This window comes from Virgibacillus sp. 6R (assembly GCF_001895305.1).
GTDB classification, from domain to species: Bacteria; Bacillota; Bacilli; order Bacillales; family Amphibacillaceae; genus Virgibacillus; species Virgibacillus pantothenticus.
In genome coordinates, this window is sequence record NZ_CP017762.1 from 581,058 (window position 1) to 599,941 (window position 18,884).

Annotated in this window: 15 protein-coding genes; 3 read left to right on the top strand and 12 right to left on the bottom strand. The window is 38.0% G+C overall.

What is annotated here, in order from left to right:
• Window positions 1-73: 73 nt before the first annotated feature.
• Window positions 74-1,144 carry a bifunctional 3-deoxy-7-phosphoheptulonate synthase/chorismate mutase gene (locus BKP57_RS02805; RefSeq protein ID WP_072740953.1) on the bottom strand — a complete coding sequence of 357 codons (1,071 nt, stop codon included), beginning with the start codon at window positions 1,142-1,144 and terminating at the stop codon, window positions 74-76.
• Between the two features lie 206 nt (window positions 1,145-1,350).
• Between BKP57_RS02805 and pilM the strand changes: the two genes are divergently transcribed.
• A complete protein-coding gene (gene pilM / locus BKP57_RS02810) occupies window positions 1,351-3,483 on the top strand; it encodes a pilus assembly protein PilM (protein ID WP_072740954.1) in 2,133 nt (710 codons plus the stop codon).
• Between the two features lie 641 nt (window positions 3,484-4,124).
• Here pilM and BKP57_RS02815 read toward each other — a convergent pair.
• The 8 genes from BKP57_RS02815 to BKP57_RS02850 all read right to left on the bottom strand — a co-directional run bounded on the left by BKP57_RS02815 (window position 4,125) and on the right by BKP57_RS02850 (window position 13,884).
• Window positions 4,125-4,547, bottom strand: a complete 423-nt coding sequence (locus BKP57_RS02815; RefSeq protein WP_072740955.1) for a YtxH domain-containing protein — start codon at window positions 4,545-4,547, stop codon at window positions 4,125-4,127.
• Between the two features lie 28 nt (window positions 4,548-4,575).
• A complete protein-coding gene (locus BKP57_RS02820; protein WP_072740956.1) occupies window positions 4,576-4,977 on the bottom strand; it encodes a DUF948 domain-containing protein in 402 nt (133 codons plus the stop codon).
• Between the two features lie 481 nt (window positions 4,978-5,458).
• The gene (gene murC, locus BKP57_RS02825; RefSeq protein WP_050353402.1) at window positions 5,459-6,760 is read right to left on the bottom strand and encodes a UDP-N-acetylmuramate--L-alanine ligase; all 1,302 of its coding nucleotides are present in this window, start codon (window positions 6,758-6,760) and stop codon (window positions 5,459-5,461) included.
• 207 nt (window positions 6,761-6,967) lie between these two features.
• A complete protein-coding gene (locus BKP57_RS02830) occupies window positions 6,968-8,080 on the bottom strand; it encodes a nicotinate phosphoribosyltransferase (RefSeq protein WP_050353403.1) in 1,113 nt (370 codons plus the stop codon).
• Window positions 8,081-8,399: 319 nt separating this feature from the next.
• Window positions 8,400-11,015 (bottom strand): DNA translocase FtsK, encoded by a 2,616-nt coding sequence (locus BKP57_RS02835; protein WP_072740957.1) that lies wholly within the window; start codon window positions 11,013-11,015, stop codon window positions 8,400-8,402.
• A 1,091-nt stretch (window positions 11,016-12,106) separates the two neighbouring features.
• A complete protein-coding gene (ytpR, locus tag BKP57_RS02840; RefSeq protein WP_050353405.1) occupies window positions 12,107-12,709 on the bottom strand; it encodes a YtpR family tRNA-binding protein in 603 nt (200 codons plus the stop codon).
• Window positions 12,710-12,726: 17 nt separating this feature from the next.
• Complete coding sequence (locus BKP57_RS02845) at window positions 12,727-13,536, bottom strand: DUF1444 domain-containing protein (protein WP_072740958.1); 810 nt, start codon at window positions 13,534-13,536, stop codon at window positions 12,727-12,729.
• Window positions 13,537-13,566: 30 nt separating this feature from the next.
• Entirely contained in the window at window positions 13,567-13,884 is a 318-nt protein-coding gene (locus BKP57_RS02850) for a thioredoxin family protein (RefSeq protein WP_072740959.1), read from the bottom strand.
• 687 nt (window positions 13,885-14,571) lie between these two features.
• On the opposite strand from BKP57_RS02850, the gene BKP57_RS02855 reads away from it, so the two are divergent.
• A complete protein-coding gene (locus tag BKP57_RS02855) occupies window positions 14,572-15,012 on the top strand; it encodes a YtoQ family protein (RefSeq protein WP_050353408.1) in 441 nt (146 codons plus the stop codon).
• 268 nt (window positions 15,013-15,280) lie between these two features.
• Here the strand turns inward: BKP57_RS02855 and BKP57_RS02860 are convergent, their stop codons facing one another.
• On the bottom strand, window positions 15,281-15,811 hold the full coding sequence (locus BKP57_RS02860) for a DUF84 family protein (protein WP_050353409.1): 531 nt from the start codon (window positions 15,809-15,811) through the stop codon (window positions 15,281-15,283).
• A gap of 13 nt (window positions 15,812-15,824) precedes the next feature.
• Window positions 15,825-16,892, bottom strand: coding sequence for a M42 family metallopeptidase (locus BKP57_RS02865; RefSeq protein WP_050353410.1), 1,068 nt, complete (start codon window positions 16,890-16,892; stop codon window positions 15,825-15,827).
• A 352-nt stretch (window positions 16,893-17,244) separates the two neighbouring features.
• Here BKP57_RS02865 and BKP57_RS02870 point away from each other — a divergent pair, with 352 nt between their 5' ends.
• Window positions 17,245-17,559, top strand: coding sequence for a PepSY domain-containing protein (locus tag BKP57_RS02870; protein WP_072740960.1), 315 nt, complete (start codon window positions 17,245-17,247; stop codon window positions 17,557-17,559).
• 193 nt (window positions 17,560-17,752) lie between these two features.
• Here BKP57_RS02870 and BKP57_RS02875 read toward each other — a convergent pair whose 3' ends face one another.
• A complete protein-coding gene (locus BKP57_RS02875) occupies window positions 17,753-18,616 on the bottom strand; it encodes a YtnP family quorum-quenching lactonase (protein ID WP_050353412.1) in 864 nt (287 codons plus the stop codon).
• Between the last annotated feature and the right edge of the window lie 268 nt (window positions 18,617-18,884).

Genomic DNA, 18,884 nt, shown 5'->3' on the forward strand with positions numbered 1-18,884 from the left:
GTAAACTTGATACTCTTATTATTATACACAATCTTTTCATATTTACCAACTTTTGTTTCAACTTTTATCGTTTTTATTTCATCCGTTCTGCCATATCCTCCATTTCTTCCATGAAATGATGGAACGTAGGAATATCCATTTGCTGTGCAGAATCTGACAATGCAACAGCAGGATCTGGATGTACTTCTGCCATCACACCGTCTGCTCCAATGGCAATAGCTGCTTTTGCAGTTGGCAGCAATAAATCTCTTCGTCCTGTGGAGTGAGTGACATCAACCATTACAGGTAAGTGCGTCTCTTGTTTTAAGATAGGAACAGCTGAAATATCAAGGGTATTTCTGGTTGCTTTTTCGTATGTTCGAATTCCCCGTTCGCATAAAATGATATTAGCGTTGCCACGCGACATAATATACTCAGCAGCATTAATGAATTCAGAAATAGTTGCGGATAAACCACGCTTTAAAAGAACAGGTTTATTCACATCACCAGCAGCCTTAAGCAATTCGAAGTTTTGCATATTTCTAGCTCCAATTTGAATTACATCCAGATAATCGAGCGCCTCTTCGATATGTGCCGGGTTTACTATCTCGCTTACCACTGCTAAATCATGCTCTACAGCAGCCTTTTTTAGAATTTCTAACCCTTCAACTCCTAACCCTTGGAAATCGTAAGGCGAAGTTCTTGGTTTGAATGCACCCCCACGCAATAGCTTCACTCCGTGTTGTTTAATCGCTTTGGCAACTGTTGCTACCTGCTCATATCCTTCGACAGCACAAGGCCCCATAACAAAATGAACGTTCCCATCCCCAATACTTGCACCATTAATATGAATAACGGTATTTTCAGGTTTCTTCTTTCGTGACACGAGCAATGCTTTACGGTGGTCATCTTCCTGCAATTCTAAGCTAGCTTTAAAAATTTCCTTAAAAATATGCTCAATGGTTGCATTTTCGAATGGACCATCGTTACTGGAAGTGATTTTATCTAACATATCTCTTTCTCGCACAGGGTCAAATCGCTTCATACTTTGCTTTGCTTTGATGTCCCCAATTTGCTGAACTAATTTAGCTCGTTCATTAATTAATTCCAATATCTCTAGGTTTACTTTGTCTAACCTATCTCTAACTTGGTCTAATTCATTCATCTTCTACTCCCCCTATGCTCAGGTTTTTTAATAATTAGTGAATATTATAGCTAATTATATACCCTTTGTCGATAAATTTTTTAAATTCATGTATAATTAACCGTATTCATTACGCTAATCCTATTTAGTCGCGCAAAACATATACGTTTGCATTCTTACTCAAATATATAAATTTGCCTATTATTAATATGAAAGGATTATGTTTTATGAAAGAACGAGTATTTGCTTTAGATATCGGTACGCGCTCTGTTACAGGTATCATTTTAAACCAACAGCAGGAAGGATTTGAAGTAGTAGACTACTGTATGCTGGAGCATCAAGACCGTTCCATGCGTGATGGTCAAATTCATGATGTAATCGCCGTTTCTGAGACGATTAAACAAGTTAAAGCAACAATCGAACAATCACATGGTCCGTTAAAAAGCGTCTGTGTCGCCGCTGCTGGACGAGCATTAATTACAATGGAGGGATCTGCTTCTTTACACTTACAAAACAAATCCATTACTAATCCTGAAATGGTTCAACATTTAGAGCTAAGTGCGGTGCAAAATGCTTTAGAAAAAGTAAGTCAACAAGAGGGAGAGGAAAATGTAACACCTTATTACTGTGTTGGTTATTCTGTCCTCCATTATTATGTCGATCAGCAGGAGATTGGCTCACTGATTGACCAGCAAGGGGAAGATGTGAGCGCTCGAATTATTGCTACATTTTTACCTAAAGTTGTTATTGAATCGTTATTAGCAGCATTATCCAGAGCTGGGCTTGAAATGGAAGCATTGACTTTGGAGCCAATCGCAGCAATTGAGGTACTTATTCCAGAATCGATGCGGAGACTCAATGTTGCTTTAGTGGATATAGGCGCAGGAACAAGTGATATCGCGATTACTAATCAAGGAACAGTGGTAGCATATGGAATGGTTCCTATTGCTGGGGATGAAATTACGGAAGCAATTAGTGATACATACTTATTAGACTTTCCAAATGCCGAAGAAGCTAAAAGAGCCATTGTGGAACAAGGAGAAGTAAAGCTGGAAGACATTCTTGGCTTTGAAACCACGATAGCTTATGAGCAGTTAACAAAAGACATAGCCCCGGCTATTGATCTGCTAGCCTCCCAAGTAGCTGAGGAAATTTTAAAATTAAATACAAAACCGCCAAGAGCTGTGATGCTAGTGGGAGGCGGAAGCTTAACACCAATGATAACAACAGCGATTGCTAATAAACTACAGCTTCCTGAAAATAGAGTAGCTGTACGAGATGTCAGTGCCATTAAACAGCTTTCTTTTAGGGAGAAGCTGCCGGTACGTCCTGACTTCGTTACACCGATTGGAATTGCCATTGCTGCAAAGCGTAATCCTGTTCATTATATTAGCGTCTCTATTAATGAACACACTTTAAGATTATTTGAAATGCGTACATTGATAGTTGGAGATTGCCTTATTCAAACCGGTATAGATATTTCAAAATGGTATGGCAAGCCTGGAGCTGCTTCTATTATTACTGTAAATGGCAAAGAAGTAACATTGCCAGGAGAATTTGGAGAGCCGCCTCAAATCATGCTCAATGGGGAACCAACTTCTGTAAAAGCACGCATAAAAAATGGCGACCATTTGCAAATTAAGAAGGGCAAAAATGGAGAGGCTGCAGCAATTACGATTAATGAGCTATTTGGTGAAATAACTCCAATGACCATTTGGTTTGAGAACCAACGTCATATCATTTATCCAGCTTTTTTCGTCAATCAACAGCCAGCAGATAAAAATTATCTCGTAAAAGATAAAGATGTGATTGAATGGCATCAACCAAAGCATTTAGAAGATATAATGAAACATATTTCCAGTACCAAATATGATAAACCCGAGCCATTCCTTGTATTTGTTAATGGAAAACAAATTCAACTAAACATGGGAGAAACACAATTTTATGTGAACCAAAAAAGGGCTGAACCAAAGCAGGTGCTTCACCATGGGGATCATATACAAATAAAGCAAGCAAAACAGCCGAACGTAAACGATTTATTCTTTCAAGAAGGAATGGACTTTTGGCTGACAATGACGGTGTTTTTTAACGGGAAAGCGATAGAATTAAAGCAGCCAAAATATAAGGTGAAACGTAATCAAGAATTATTAGAGGAAACGAGTTTATTATATCTGGAAGATCAACTGCAAATAGAAGCAAACCAAAATAGCACCTTTATTTTTCAAGATGTATTTCAATACGTTGATTTAGAACTATCCACGGCAAGTGGAAAATTTTATGTATATAAAAATAAGCAACCTGCCCAGTTTCACGAGTCCATTCAAGCTGGTGATGAACTAGAGATTGTTTGGCAGGAATAGCAACGCATATAGTTAGAAAGGCTATTCTCACAGCACTAGTGGGAATATACTAATCCTATGAAGAGGCTTGCGGCCATATTTCGATAAAGTGAATCTTCCACCAGTGGGGGTTTTCATTCATCCCTCACGGCTTGTTAGTACCGTAACAGTATGACCTAAAGGCCGCTTACGAAATAGGGCATTTCGGTGCTGTTATCTTCCACTTAGACTTTGTTGCAGTACACAGATTATCCTACTCCTGAAGTAGAAGCCTTACAGCACCTTATATGCGGGAGAATGCGGGATAAACATAGTAGTCCCATCATTCCCGAAAGAACAAAGGCGCAGGGCGCCCGTTTAGCAACGTAGCGAATGGAACGAATCAACTAAAGATAAAGGAATCATGCCACTAAAAACAGGGGTATGCCGACGCCTGAGCGGCAAGCCCGTTTTTAGTCGGCCCTCCTCTTTGCCGCGAACCGATGAGGCCTTATCGTAGGGCGCATTTCTAAAGTCGCATCGTTGCTGGGTGATGCAGCCAGCCAGACGTGGCTAGTCGGTTATTTGGGTATCTACAAGCACATCATTTTATAGTATCCTATACAACGACAAAAAACCAGCACCTGCAATAAACAGGTGCTGGTTTTTTGTCCATCATATCATTATTGATTATTGTTATCCAATTCTTCAGCTACATCTTCCATCGCTTCAGCAACTTCCTCTGCTGCTTCTAATGCTTCGTCTTCTTTTTTGCGTTTCTCTTGAAGTTTTGATTGTACACTTTGCGTTAAATCCTTTGTTTTTTCCGCAGCTGTCTTTGTCATCAGAGAAGTTGAATCCATCGCTTTTTTCTTCAAGTCAGAACCAGTTGTGTATGCTTTATCCTTCCAGTCGGCACCTTTTTCCTGTGCAACTTCTTTCCAGTCATATGCTTTCTTTTTAACTTGATTAGCACCTGTATTAATATCTCCACGAAGCTCTTTGCCTGTTTTTGGCGCAAGTAAAAGTGCTGTCAATGCACCAACGGTTGCTCCTATAAATGTCCCTAAAATAAAATCTTTACTGCTGAATTGGTTATCTGACATTTTCGTTCCTCCCTATTACTGTGATTATTTATTTTTTTTTCTTCCATAATTCCATCAAAGTTGTTCCCCACTTAATCGCCTGCGTTGTTTTTTCAGGATCCTTATTCGCTGCTTTCGCTACACTGTTCGTTAAATCTCTTAAAGATTGATTAAATTCCGTGACGGTATCTCCAACACCTTTAAATCCATTAAATAAACTATTTAATTTACTTGACTTCTGATTCATATCATCTGCTAGCTTATTTGTTTTCGCTAGTAACTGTGTTGTCTCACTTGTGACCCCTTGCATTTGCTGTTCAAGGCTAGTTAGCGTTTCTGCTACATTATGTAACGTCTCCCTGGCAGCCTTTAGCGTAATCACCAGATATACCACTAAAACAACAAACGCTACGGCTGCAATAGCAGCAGCAATATATGCTAAAATTTCCATATTAATTCATCACTCCTTTATTCACTTCTTTACCATGCTGTAACAAAAGCTATAAATAGATTAAGTTAAAGAAACGTCTTTACCAAATAGATCAAAGCATTGTATTTAGCTCACTTCTTACGAATAAATCAACTTAGGATAAATCGAAATCAATAGACCTTCAGGTTACTTGCTTGTTTATATAAGTTAACTTACCCATCTATGTTATAAATAAAACATATATACTATTAAGCCTTTACTTAAGTAATTCGACAACAAAAGCCAAATCCCTTTATTTTTACTATGTTTTTCATCAGCTTGTCCAATTCCAATTCCATTTATTCTCTGTTCATGCTGAAAAATAACGAAGTGTAACGATGCACTACATGACCTTACTCTTAGACGAAGAAATAAATAATTGATGGCTTTGCATCATTAGCTATTTGAGCTGTCAACCATAAAATGAAAGAGCCTGTGTTTAGGTTCAGACTCTTCTTTTTGTTTATGACATTGTTACTACTTTTTCATACGCCTGCTGAAATTTCTGAATGTCACCAGCTCCCATAAAAATAAGCACACTATCTTGAAATTCTTTTAATGCTTCTGTATGAGATAATTCCAATATGGAGCTATTCTCAATTAATTTTTGTAAATCATGAATGGTCAGTTGACCACTTTCTTCCCTAGCTGAGCCAAAAATATCGCATAAGAAAACATGATCTGCTTGCGATAAACTATCAGCAAACTCTTGTAAAAACGTTTTGGTTCTTGTAAATGTATGTGGTTGAAAAATGGCTACAATGGATTTGTTTGGATATTTCTTCCGAGCAGACTCAATCGTAGCATTTATTTCTTTTGGATGATGTGCATAATCATCAATAAGTATTTGACTTTCCATTTGTTTTTCTGTAAATCTTCGTTTAACACCGCCAAAACTTGCAAGATGCTTCATACATTCTGCACTTATACCTTCATAATGGCAAATAGCAATGACTGCTAATGCATTTAATACATTATGGTTCCCATACATTGGTATAGAGAAAGATTCGTAATACGTATTACGGACAAAAACATCGAATGTTGTGCCGTTATCCGTTTCCGTTATATTCTGTGCTTGAAAATCATTAGTGGCTGCAAATCCATAATAAACAACAGGAACTTTTGCTTGTATTCGTTGCAATTGTTCATCATCACCACAAGCTATAATTCCTTTTTTCACCCGCTCCACCATAGACTGAAATGCGTTGAATACATCATCAATACTTGTAAAATAGTCTGGGTGGTCAAAATCAATATTCGTCATAATCGCATAATCGGGTTCATATTGTAAAAAATGGCGGCGATACTCACAAGCTTCAAAAACAAAATATTTACTATCTACATGTCCTTTACCAGTACCATCACCAATTAAATAGGAAATGGGAAAAGAACTGCTCAATACATGACTTAATAGACCAGTCGTCGATGTTTTACCATGCGCCCCGGTTACAGCAATGCTGGTATATTGCTTTAACCATTCCCCGAGGAATTCATGATAACGATAGAACGTTACTCCAAGTCTCTTCGCTTCTTTTATTTCTAGATGGTCATCAGAAAATGCGTTTCCTGCGATAACCGTGTGATTTTCTTTGATGTTACTTTCTGAAAAAGGGTAAATCGGAATATTCTTTTCTTCTAAAGCTTCTTGTGTAAAAAAGCTTTTCTCTACATCAGATCCTTGCACATTTTCTCCTGAATCATGCAAGATCTGAGCGAGAGCACTCATCCCTGTTCCCTTTATACCAATAAAATGGTAAGTTGTCATAAATGAACCTCCAAATTGTTGTAAAAGGATTCAATCATCTTTTATCTATTTTGCACAGCTTTTTTTATTATAGCAAATCCATTTCTAGATGAAAATAAAAACATGCTCTTTAAAAAAGTCCGTTAGTTCTCATCGAGTATGATTTATCTCTCCTATAACTCTTGCTACAGAGATTTTTCGACCGTATTTTTCTGGTAAAAAATGTTTTTAATTTTGTTTGATGTACGGCACTTTTTCTAATCGGGGATTTGGTCGGTACCGCCTGCCTTCTTTTGCTTCTGGCGTTCCATTTAAGAGAACATTGTCTCCTGTAAAGCCAATATTTAGCTTAAGCAAACTTCTGCCGACACCGTACATATCTACTGGTACACCAAGCTTTTCAAATTCTACAATCCGTTTTTCTGTAAAACCGCCACTAACCATGATTTTCACGTGAGAAAACCCTTCTTCGTCAAGCGCATTTCTTAAAGCAAAGATAAGTTCTGGATTTACTCCCCTTGGGTCAAACGTCCCCATTAAATGATGGTTACGCAAAAAATATTTATCAACTAATGTACGTGATGTATCTAAACGAACGGATTTTAATTCACTTCCAAAAGCGTGGGCAACTTTAAGGGAATCCGTAATCACATCGTTATTATAGTCAACTAGAGCAGCTAAATCGTCCTCGGGAAATAGCTCATGATATGCTTTACAAGCTGCAACAATATCACCACGAAACATTTGAATCAATGCATGAGGCATCGTTCCCATTCCTTCTTTTCCCCACCATTCATTCATCGCGTGTGTGGCTTGAGCAGTAGATCCGCCAATAAATGCCGCATATCCATCCCCGGCTTGCTGCGTATAATGATCATCCCGATCTCCCATAAAAATGACCGGTTTTTGTTTTCCTGAAGTTCGTGCCGCTTTTACCACATTATATACATTCGTTGCGACAGATGTTCTTCTAGATAAGATCCCATCAATAATCCCCTCTAAATAACCAAACTGATGATAACCGCCTGATACGGTTAAGACAGATTCGTATGGTCTGACTTTATCTCCATCCTTCAAAGAATAGATTTCAAGTGTCTCTGGATTATCTGCAAATTTATGTAATAAAGCAATCGCTTCATCTGTCCCACATAAGACAGCATCATTCTTTTGAAAGAACTGCATTGTCACTTGATTGTTGGGCAATTTTTTTGCTGCTATCTCCTTTGTTTTTAAAAAATACACCGCCGAAAACCAGCCATCCTTAATCCGGTCATCAAATTTGAACGTTTTATTTGTTAAACGTTCAATTTTCCCATTCAGCTTTTGTTCAATTTCCTTCATAGTGTTTGTTTTCTCCCTTATATGTGATCATTAAACATATCATATAAAAAAATCGTGTTGGAAACAAGAATTACTATTCGGTACAGGAGCAAGTCGTTCCCTAAAAGCTATCATTTTTCAAAGATCATCATGTTCACTAAGTTACTAGTTTCAGACAGCACCGCTATTATATATAAGTTATTATCGGCTTAAAATATAGTCTACAATAGTAAACATAAGGACAAACAAACCATTGCTTCTATTCGGTAAAACCTATGGAGGAATGCCTGCTTGTAAAAATTTACAAACTAGGAGGGAGGAGTGCACTCTTTACATTATATTACAGTAACATATCCTCCACTTGAGCTAACGTAACTAAAACTTCCCTTGGCTTACTGCCGTTTTGTCCCGAGATAATTCCTCGTTGTTCCAGTGTATCAATTAATCTAGCAGCTCGATTGTACCCTATTTTAAAATGGCGTTGCAACAAAGACGTGCTTGCTCCATTCTGCTCGAGCACGAATAAAATAGCATCTTGTAGTAGTTCATCTTCTTCCTCTTCTGTATGAATTTGTTCCAGCAACTGCTCTTGTTCAAACAAATAATTAGGTGGTGCAATTCCTCTTACATAGCTTGCTACACGATCAATTTCTTCATCGGATACAAACGGACCTTGTAAACGAACGCTTTTTCCTGAGCCATTCTCAATGAATAGCATATCTCCTTTTCCTAAAAGCTTCTCTGCACCACTCGTATCAAGAATTGTTCGCGAGTCGACTTGGGAAGACACGCTAAAAGCAATCCGTGTAGGTATATTAGCTTTAATTAAACCAGTAATAACGTCTACAGAAGGACGCTGTGTTGCTAACAAAAGATGTATGCCACAAGCTCTAGCCTTTTGCGCAATTCTGCTAATTGCATCTTCTACATCCTGTGGAGAAACCATCATTAAATCCGCTAGCTCATCAATAACAATGACAATAAAAGGCAGCTTGTTATCAGGTTGCTGCTGTTTGGTCATTTTTTCATTATATCGCTCTACATCACGAACTCCTTCATGAACGAATTTTTCATAACGCTCCTCCATTTCAGCAACAGCCCATTTTAATGCAGCAGTAGCAGCCTTCACATCGGTAATAACTGGAGAAACAAGATGAGGAATACCATTATATGGAGCTAGTTCTACCATTTTAGGATCGATAAGTAAAAATTTCACCTCTTCATGGTGGGCTTTATATAGTAGGCTGATTAAAATGGTATTGATACACACACTCTTTCCTGATCCAGTAGCGCCAGCAATTAAACCATGCGGCATTTTCTGTATATTCGTGATTAGAGGATCTCCTTCTATACTCAATCCTAAAGCAATTGTTAACGGCGAGTCACTTTTCTGGAATGCTTCTGTTTCAAAAACGCCTTGCAAGCCAACCATTTGGGGCTTTGGATTCGGTATTTCAATTCCAATTGTATTCTTACCAGGAATTGGGGCTTCAATCCGGATATCTCTTGCAGCCATATTTAGTTTCAAATCATCACTTAAATTTTTTACCTTACTCACCTTAACTCCAAGCTGTGGTTGCACTTCAAATCTTGTAACAGCAGGACCTTGAGTAACGTTTACTACTTTTGCCTGTACATTAAAATACTTTAAGGTTTGCTCAAGTAATTGCTGCTGTTCATCCATCCATGCCTTATCTTTAGAGGCATCGTTATCCACGTCATTTAATAAGTGAAGCGGCATTGGCTTTTTAGGCTCTTGCTCTGATTCTTTTTTTTCTATTGCATCAACCGTTTGAACATGCTTTTGCTTATCCTTGCCTTCTTGAGCGCGGTTTTGGTTTGTTCGATCCCATAAGTTCTTCTTATCTCTAGGCGTCATCATTACGTTAAATGGAACAGTAGTTTTACCCGCTTGCTGCTGTCGTCGACGATGTGATAAACGATTTTCACGTTTGGGTTCTACATTCGTTGAATTCGTTTGTTCTTCGGCTATTTGTTCCACATTTGATAAAGTTGTCGCAGCTTGTTGCTTTGCTTCTTCTAGTTGTTTTTCTTGTTCCTGCTGCTTTTGTTGTTCTTGAACAGATATAGATTGGGGCGGAACAGCATCTTTATTGATTGCATCCGAATTAGTATCGTTTTCCCTCTTTTCAGGTGTTGTATAAGGTTTTATCTCTTCTATCATACCTATTGCCGTTTTTGTATGTTGCTTTCGTTGGTACGTAGGAGTATCCTCGCTCTCTCTAACGCAACTTTCTTCTTGTGATTGAACTTCTCCCCATTCCTCTGTACTTCTTACTACTTCAGCATCTTGTTTACGTTGATAAGCCGGAGTTTCATCTATCTCTTTAGCATGGCTTTCTGGTTTTGATTGGGGAAGTTCTATTTTTTCTTTCGCTTCTCCTACAAATTCAGTTTGCCGCTTCCGTTGATTTGCTGGAGTTTCTTCAATAAATTTATTTTTATTTTCATTCCGTGGATGAAATCCATAAATGGGCGAAGGTACTTCTGTCGGTTGAAATGGTTTTTTAGGACTTTTTTTGTATACTTTTGCTCCTGATTGTTCATGCTTATATACATCCGAGTTATCCCGGCGTCGATATTCAGAAGTTTTAACACCTCTTCGCTTAAATGCAGGCACTTCGTATGTAGATGTATCATCATCCATTCGTTTTGTGTAATTTTCCTCCCATTTCCCTACTTTTTGCAGGCTTTGCTTGCTCGAATTTTCAAATTCATGGTCTTTTAATAGATTATTCCTATTGCGCTGTTCCGTCTCCTCTCCCAAGTCGGGAATAACAGGAAAACGAAACGATTTTTTTGCAGGATATTGATACATCATTTTAGCCTCAGGATGATGGTTTTCTGGCTGCTGCATATGTATATGTTCATCGTAGTGGTCTTCATCATCATTTGTAAAAAGACGCTTGATTTTTTTCTTCCAATTATCCCACATATTTACTCACTCTTTCTTTGTATTAAAACTGTTCTTCTTCATTGTAGCAGTTTTTAAATCATTTTTGAAAATCATTTCTAATTTGGAGCCATAATATAGCATCGTCATCACTTATTATTGCTCAAACTTAGCGTCAAAAAAACATCGAAACAATTGAAGCTGTATAACGAACTACGCTTCAAATGAGAAGTTGAAGAAATGATTTAATGTTGAGGAAGAAATTGAAAATCTAAACTACTCCAACATGATAAGGAGCGTTTTAAGGTTCAGCATAAATGAATTTTGTGAATAGTCTGGAACCATATTAAAGATAGACCCTTTGCGCAACGATTACGCTTTATAAAGTAATTTTCAATCAGTGTGTGGTTTCATTCATCCCCCACTGATTGTTAGTACGTAATGGCATGACCAAAGACCTCTTACGAAATAGGGCATTTAGGTGAGTTATCTCCCACTTAGCCTTGTGGCAGTACAAGATTTATCCAACTCTTGAAGCGAAAGTATTGCAGCACCTTATATACGAGAGAACAAAGGCGCAGGGCGCCCGTTTAGCAACGTAGCGAATGGAACGAATCAACTAAAGATTTAGGAATCATGCCACTAAAAACAGGGGTATGCCGACGCCTGAGCGGCAAGCCCGGTTTTAGTCGGCCTTCCTCTTTGCCGCGAACCGATGATGCCTTATCGTAGGGCGCATTTCTAAAGTCGCCTAGTTGCTGGGCGCTGAAGCCGGACGTGGCTATTCAGTTATTCCCTTATCCCAAAGCAACAAATTTTATACTTTCTTTAAAAAATGGATAATGTAAAAACAAATTCTAAAGCAAGCATTTATAACTTCTCCATTGATTTTCGAATATCAAAAAGTGGGCAGGTGGAGAATCAGAAGTCGCAACTGGAAATATGACCAAGCAAATCTAACTGAAGAATACAAATTTAAAAGCTATGCTAATTCGTTTGCAAGTCTTTTGTACTATCATAAAAATTAAATCTATTTATTTTGTACAAGCTTAATGACGTCCATTTTAGAACAGGCGATCAGAATAGATCACCTGTTTTCTTTACTATCAACAATTAGTTTTTTTGCTTATATTCTATATGTTAAAAGCTGATCCAATTTCATAGGAATCATCAAGAACATATATTCCTTTTTCTTTTAGCGCATTTGGCAAACCTAATTCCTTTTGTGAACAAATCATACCGTTAGAAGGTACCCCTCTTAGCTCAGTTGGTTTTATTTTTAAACCACTTGGCATTGTTGCACCAGCTTTTGCCACAACAACATGTTGGCCAGTAGCTACATTAGGGGCTCCACAAACGATTTGTAATACTTTATCACCTACATCTACTTGACAAACACTCAATTTATCTGCGTTTTCATGTTGTCGTTTTTCTTTAACATAGCCAATCACAAATTTAGGACTTAAATCAAAATTTAGCTCATCGTCTATTCGATTTGCTTCAAATAGTTGCTTTATTTCAGCTAACATTTCTTCTGTTAAGGTTATTTTTCCTGTTTGTAAAAAAGAAAAATGAGTAGAAGCTTGAAAAATATTGTATCCTATCACTTTATTCTGATTATCTGTAATTCGAACAATATCACCTATTTGTTGGTGCTGAATTTGGTAGCGGTCACCTTCTTGCAGCGGTATAATCAGTACATCTCCGATACCATCAGCATTGTAAAACACGTCCATTTATCTCATCCTTTTCTTTAGTTGTCAGTTTCGGGTCTATTTTTAGCAAGAATAAATATTGGTTCTAACTGCTTCTCTTCGTAAATCATTGGCAAGGAAGTAATTGGAATTCTCCCTTCCGCAAAAAATTTCATCGTCATTTGAGCTAAAATGTCATAACCCGTTTTATTTTGGACATCAGCTACAATCAATACATCTTGATGTGGGACAGCAACTGCCATTTCCCCTTTACTGTTCGCCTTCATTTCTTCCAAGAATGCTTCATTTAAAATTCTACTTGCATCGTACCCATCTTGGGAAGCTAGAAAATAAAAATCATTATCTGCTACTCGGTCATGTTTATAATCCACTGGCAGTGAGCGCAAATTAAAAGACGCAATTTCGTCAATCCGCGTTTCTGACCAACCTTCTTTTTCAATCAGTGGCTGATCAATTAAACGGTATGACTTTCCTAAGTCAATGGCGTAGAAAATGCGCGTTTCTGCTGTATGCTCTTTGTAGATAAGCTGGTTATTCGCATTTGTTTTTGTGGGAAAAGATGTGGAACGAATGACAGGAAAAATTTGTTTTTCCATTCCTTCCAATTGCTGGTCTTCATTCATAATTCGCAACGCTTCTTTTACGTGCTCCTCTAACTCATCAATAACCGCTTCTCCCTTTTGATTATACTTAGCAACGACATTTGGTAAAGTAATGGTGATCCCTTGCTTAGACGATCTCCACTCAATTCGAAAAGTGTCCTTATCCCGATTATACATGGTATACCAGTCCGGATTTTGGAAACGCTCGTCCAATATTTTTTTTAATTTTAAGCTTGTCATTTGCATACTGCTCTCTCCTTACTTATGCAGGATCCTTTAGCTTGGAAGATGGTTCATAAAATTCATGATCTCTTCCTTCGTTTTACGGTTTTTACTAACAAATCGTCCAACCTCTTTCCCATTTTGAAACGCAATAAAGCTAGGAATTCCAAATATTTCATATTCCTGACAAACATCAATGAATTGATCTCGGTCTACTTTAATAAACGAATATGCTGGATAGGCTGCTTCAATTTCTGGTAGTACAGGCTCAATTACCGTACAATCTGGGCACCACCCTGCTGTAAAGTAAAGAACGACCCGTTCCTTGTTAATCACGTCTGTAAATGAATCTTGTTTCGTTAATGCTTCCATTATTATCCACTCCTTTAGTACTGTTCTCAATTCATTAAAAGCGATTGATTTAGCTATCTTCATCATTTCTTCGCATTTCCTGCAAAATCTTTTTTGTTAGCAAAGAGTTACTTTCGCTCCGACGAAACCAACTTAAACTTCATTTGCACTCTTTTCAATTTTCGTAAATAATCAAAATGATAATCTGTAGAAAAGGACTCTAGCAACAAGCTATCATCCCGCTTTGCCGTTCCATAATTTAACTGACTTTTCCGCTGCCTCATTTAGAATTATATACCCCAAGAGAGTCTAATCATTATTATCTAAAACCAGATTATTGGTTTCCTTTTGTGTGATTTCCATATGTGATGGTGTGTTTCCAAACGAATGATTTTCCTGTAGACTATCATTACTGTTGAAGGCACTTCTTGTTGCGCTTCAGTAAGCGCCTCTTCTTCAAATTTTTGTGCTGCTGGCAGTGCTAATTAGTGCTGGTATACTAATGTTTAAGGCCAGTTTTACTAATAGCTTTATACAATTTCCTTCCCAAGTGGCAGCTATTTTTCATCACCTATCTTACTATGAATGGAGACAAATTGAAACGATTTAACTTGTTAACTTCCCACTAACTATAAAACAGTAGCGGAATACTTCTCAAACATGTCGTTTTCGTTTACGATAGATGTAATCATGCAAGGAGGAGATAATATGGAACTTACTGTCTATTTAGCTGGTCAAATTCACGACGATTGGCGCGAAGAGGTAAAACGCTTAGCAGAAGCTAAAAAATTACCTTTGCACTTTGTTGCTCCACAAACCAATCATGAACGATCTGATAATATCGGTGAAGCCATTTTAGGTAAACAGCCTGAGCCTATATACAAAGACGAGGCCGCTTCGCGCATTAATAATTTTCGTACAGAAGTGTTGATGAAAAAATCAGATATTGTTATTGCCCTCTTTGGTGAAAGCTATAAACAATGGAATACAGCAATGGATGCCAGTCAGGCGATTACGTTAAATAAACCAACCATTATCATTCGCCCCAAGTCTCTTATACATCCTTTGAAAGAATTGTCAGAGAAGGCCAATGTAACCGTTGAAACCGTAGAACAAGCGTTAGATGTCATCCACTACATTTTCGAATAAGAGAAGCTCAATCCGTGGGTACTCGGGGTTGTAGTGCATCATAGCTATGAACCTTAAGCCTCTAAAACAGAAACGAACATTTGACTTGCAGTTAGAGCTCACACTTATGCTCATTGGATTCACCTCATAGGATGTAAGGGAAAAGTTTACTGCTAATTACATGAAAAAAAGCTTTAAGCCTGTAGTATAGACAATCTACAGGCTTTTCACAAGGTACATACTCCACCTAAAAATAATATTTGGCACTCTCCATATACATTTTACAAAGCTAACGCCTTGTTCGATACTTAGATTCCTTTTTTTCCTTAGTGAATTCCCATTGGCCGCGTAATAATTCCATTACATGACGAAACATGCTTCGTCTGGAAATCCGTTCCGATGTAAATATGCCAACAGCTCCCTCTTGCTGTCGAACTTGCTTCCGTTTTGCAAATTCATCCATTACATCTCCGAGCTCTCTACCCTGAATAAGCTGTTCTGTTATTTCATGTGGCAACGCAATTCGGGCTCCGCTAGCAGTATACAGCTGGTCAGAGAATGCTAATGCTCCCCAATTACAAAGGTACAATTGGTTACCTATAAACATAACACCGCCTTCAAGACCGATTCCAAATGTAGCATCTTGAGTGTCTAGACAGGAAAGAGCACGGTTAATAGCTCCTTGTCTCGTCTCTTCATCGGAAAAAGGTTGTGCTGATACACCAGAATCGGCATCTTCTGTTACAATAACTGCTTCTGGAAAAACTTCTTTAACAGCTTGAATTTTTGCTTTGTTCATGGAGCCAATTACGATTTTCATATACACTCTTCCCTTATACAGAACGGTGGATATTATCCAATGTTGTATGATCCGTTGTTTTCACAAGCTTAATGAGTAATTCCTTAGCAGCAGCATAATCATCCACATGTATGATAGACGAAGATGTATGAATATAGCGTGAGCATATGCCTATTACTGCTGAAGGGATACCATTATTAGCTACATGTACTCTTCCTGCATCAGTTCCGCCTTGAGAAATAAAATACTGATACGGAATATGATTGCTTTCGGCAGTATCCAAAACAAAGTTTTTCATTCCTTGATGGGTAATCATTGTTCGGTCAAAAATCCGTAATAACGCGCCCTTACCTAACTGACCAAATTCTTCCCTTTTTCCTGACATATCATTAGCAGGGGAAGCATCTAAAGCAAAAAATATGTCTGGTTGGATCTTATGCGCAGCCACTTGTGCACCACGCAAGCCAACTTCTTCTTGCACCGTTGCCCCAGCATATAACTCGTTCGGCAAGGTATCATGTTGTACTTCTTTCAATAACTCAATCGCTAAACCACACCCATAGCGGTTATCCCAGGCTTTTGCCAAAATTTTCTTATCATTTGCCATAGGAGTAAACGGGGTTAAAGGAACAATCGACTGTCCTGGTTTAATGCCAATTTTCTCTGCATCTGCTTTATCATCCGCACCGATATCGATAAGCATATGTTTTATTTCCATTGGTTTCTTTTGTTGCTCAACGGTTAAATTATGAGGTGGAATAGATCCAATTACACCAATAATTGGCCCATTGTCTGTCATGATCTGAACCCGCTGGGCGAGTAGTACTTGATTCCACCAACCGCCTAAAGGCTGGAAGCGTAGCATGCCATTATCTGTGATTTGTGTCACCATAAATCCTACTTCATCCATATGACCCGCCACCATAACTTTCGGCCCGGAACCTTTTTTCACGCCAAAAATTCCGCCTAAATTATCTTGAATCGTTTCATCTGCATACTTGGACAATTCTTGCTTCATAAACCTACGCACCAAATGTTCATTCCCTGGTGCCCCTTGAAGCTCTGTCAATTGTTTAAACAATGACTTCGTCTCTTCATTCATGCCGTATCCCACCTTCAATTATATGTATATTAATTAGTATACTTGAAGCCGCGAATAGATTTCCAGTATTCCTCCTTTCAACATGAAATAGATCAAAGGTATGACAGTAAGAGCATTTACAAACAAAAACGAAAGCCCTTGTTTAGTAATGATGTACAAAGGGAAAAATAAAAATCTCAGGGTGAATTTTACAATGGCATATATGCAGGCTATATGCAGGCATTCTATTTTTACCCACTCTATTTTCTTAAAGCCATCCTGTTTTTTATTTTCTATTTCATTCCAAATACGATATACTAGCATATAAGAAAAAAACGAAGAATTTAATTTGAGAGCAAGAGGTGAGTAGTTCATGAGTGGAAAAAAAGCAATTATTGCAGCTGGACTTGGAGTTGCTGTTGGCTATTTTGCAAAGCAGCAAATAGACCAAATGCAAAAGGTTACACCTGAAAAAGCGTTAAAACAAGCAAAAGAAACGTTTAAGAAACAAGGCCCAATCAGTGGTTCTTGGATTTACATGCAACCTCAGGAAGTGGAAAAAAACGGCCTTTTGTATGACGCTTACCGTGGTGGAGTTACCCGTAATCTCGACGGAGAGAACAAGCAGTATGAATTTTATGTAGATGTGGAAACTGGTGCTGTTATTGATGCTGTGCAAACAACATAGACCATTTTAACATTTTCTTGATATCTTTACCAAATAAGCGAAAGCTAGCCTACAAATGCTATTGTTCGCTTATTTGGTTTATTATTAGCTTCAAGCAAACAACTTGATGTTTCAGATCCCACACTAATGCAAGATCTGCCCCTTAAATCAAGATAGCCATCGAGTTATAGGCAATTGGCTGTCTCGATAACGATCACCGATGAACTTCATTTGGAGACTGTTTTCTTTCCAGTTGGTCAACCCGCTCACCTGATTCATCAAACTTAATCGCCCGATAATACGCATCATGATAAAATGTGTACCACGCCTGTTTTCGATATCCATAATCCATCCATTTTTCTTTTTGATGAACAGATGTCACCGGATAATCATCATACGCTAATACCCATAATTTATTTTGGTGTGCATAAGTTGGCATAATATCCGCCATATGAATCCAGCATGTATCATCTTGTTCGAAAACAATGATGCTGTGCCCATTGCTATGACCACCAGTATGTACCATTTTCAATCCATCTGTGATCATGATTTCATTCGTAAATGTCTGAACTTGTTCCGTAATCGCTTCCCAGTTTCTCCTCCAATAAGTATTTTTTGATCGAATGTTAGGCTGCCTCATTTCCTCCCATTCCTTTTCAGATGTATAAATAACGGCTTGTTTAAATACAGATTCATACATATCGCCAACCAAATTGGTTAAGCCGGATGCATGATCAAAATGCATATGTGTCATTAACATACCATCAATGTTATTTGGTGATAACCCAAGCGTTGCTAGGTCTTTCATGACTTGTGACTGTTCCGAAACACCAAAATTACGTAATTGCTTTTCAGATAGCTTATTTTGACCAATCCCGCTATCAATCAAATAATTTTTTCCATCTAGCTGCAATAAGATTGGATCTGTCCTCAATGTAATCTGATTTAATTCATTCGTTGGGTATTTTGGCTGCCACAGTACTTTAGGCACGACTCCGAACATCGCACCTCCATCCAGATTCGTTACACCTCCCTTCAGCCATGTTAAAGTTGCTCTCCCTACCTTTAATTTCTCCATACAGTCCCCTCCCTAAATCACCAATCAAGCAATCGCTTTCAAAATAAACATCTTTTATCTATTCTAACAGGACGACATACCTTTCGTAAATTCTGCTTTATTATTCGTTTAAAGCGATGACATGACAACGAATTACTTTTATTAAAAAACATATGAACAAAGGCGCAAGCGCCCGTTTAGCAACGTAGCGAATGGAACGAATCAACTGAGATAAAGGAATCACGGTGAGGCGACGAACCGATGATGACTTATCGTAGGGCGATTTCGT

Coding starts and splice junctions, on each gene's coding strand:
- BKP57_RS02805 (WP_072740953.1), bottom strand. CDS start 1,144: ATGAATGAATTAGACCAAGTTAGAGATAGGTTAGACAAAGTAAACCTA.
- pilM (WP_072740954.1), top strand. CDS start 1,351: ATGAAAGAACGAGTATTTGCTTTAGATATCGGTACGCGCTCTGTTACA.
- BKP57_RS02815 (WP_072740955.1), bottom strand. CDS start 4,547: ATGTCAGATAACCAATTCAGCAGTAAAGATTTTATTTTAGGGACATTT.
- BKP57_RS02820 (WP_072740956.1), bottom strand. CDS start 4,977: ATGGAAATTTTAGCATATATTGCTGCTGCTATTGCAGCCGTAGCGTTT.
- murC (WP_050353402.1), bottom strand. CDS start 6,760: ATGACAACTTACCATTTTATTGGTATAAAGGGAACAGGGATGAGTGCT.
- BKP57_RS02830 (WP_050353403.1), bottom strand. CDS start 8,080: ATGAAGGAAATTGAACAAAAGCTGAATGGGAAAATTGAACGTTTAACA.
- BKP57_RS02835 (WP_072740957.1), bottom strand. CDS start 11,015: ATGTGGGATAATTGGAAGAAAAAAATCAAGCGTCTTTTTACAAATGAT.
- ytpR (WP_050353405.1), bottom strand. CDS start 12,709: ATGGACGTGTTTTACAATGCTGATGGTATCGGAGATGTACTGATTATA.
- BKP57_RS02845 (WP_072740958.1), bottom strand. CDS start 13,536: ATGCAAATGACAAGCTTAAAATTAAAAAAAATATTGGACGAGCGTTTC.
- BKP57_RS02850 (WP_072740959.1), bottom strand. CDS start 13,884: ATGGAAGCATTAACGAAACAAGATTCATTTACAGACGTGATTAACAAG.
- BKP57_RS02855 (WP_050353408.1), top strand. CDS start 14,572: ATGGAACTTACTGTCTATTTAGCTGGTCAAATTCACGACGATTGGCGC.
- BKP57_RS02860 (WP_050353409.1), bottom strand. CDS start 15,811: ATGAAAATCGTAATTGGCTCCATGAACAAAGCAAAAATTCAAGCTGTT.
- BKP57_RS02865 (WP_050353410.1), bottom strand. CDS start 16,892: ATGAATGAAGAGACGAAGTCATTGTTTAAACAATTGACAGAGCTTCAA.
- BKP57_RS02870 (WP_072740960.1), top strand. CDS start 17,245: ATGAGTGGAAAAAAAGCAATTATTGCAGCTGGACTTGGAGTTGCTGTT.
- BKP57_RS02875 (WP_050353412.1), bottom strand. CDS start 18,616: ATGGAGAAATTAAAGGTAGGGAGAGCAACTTTAACATGGCTGAAGGGA.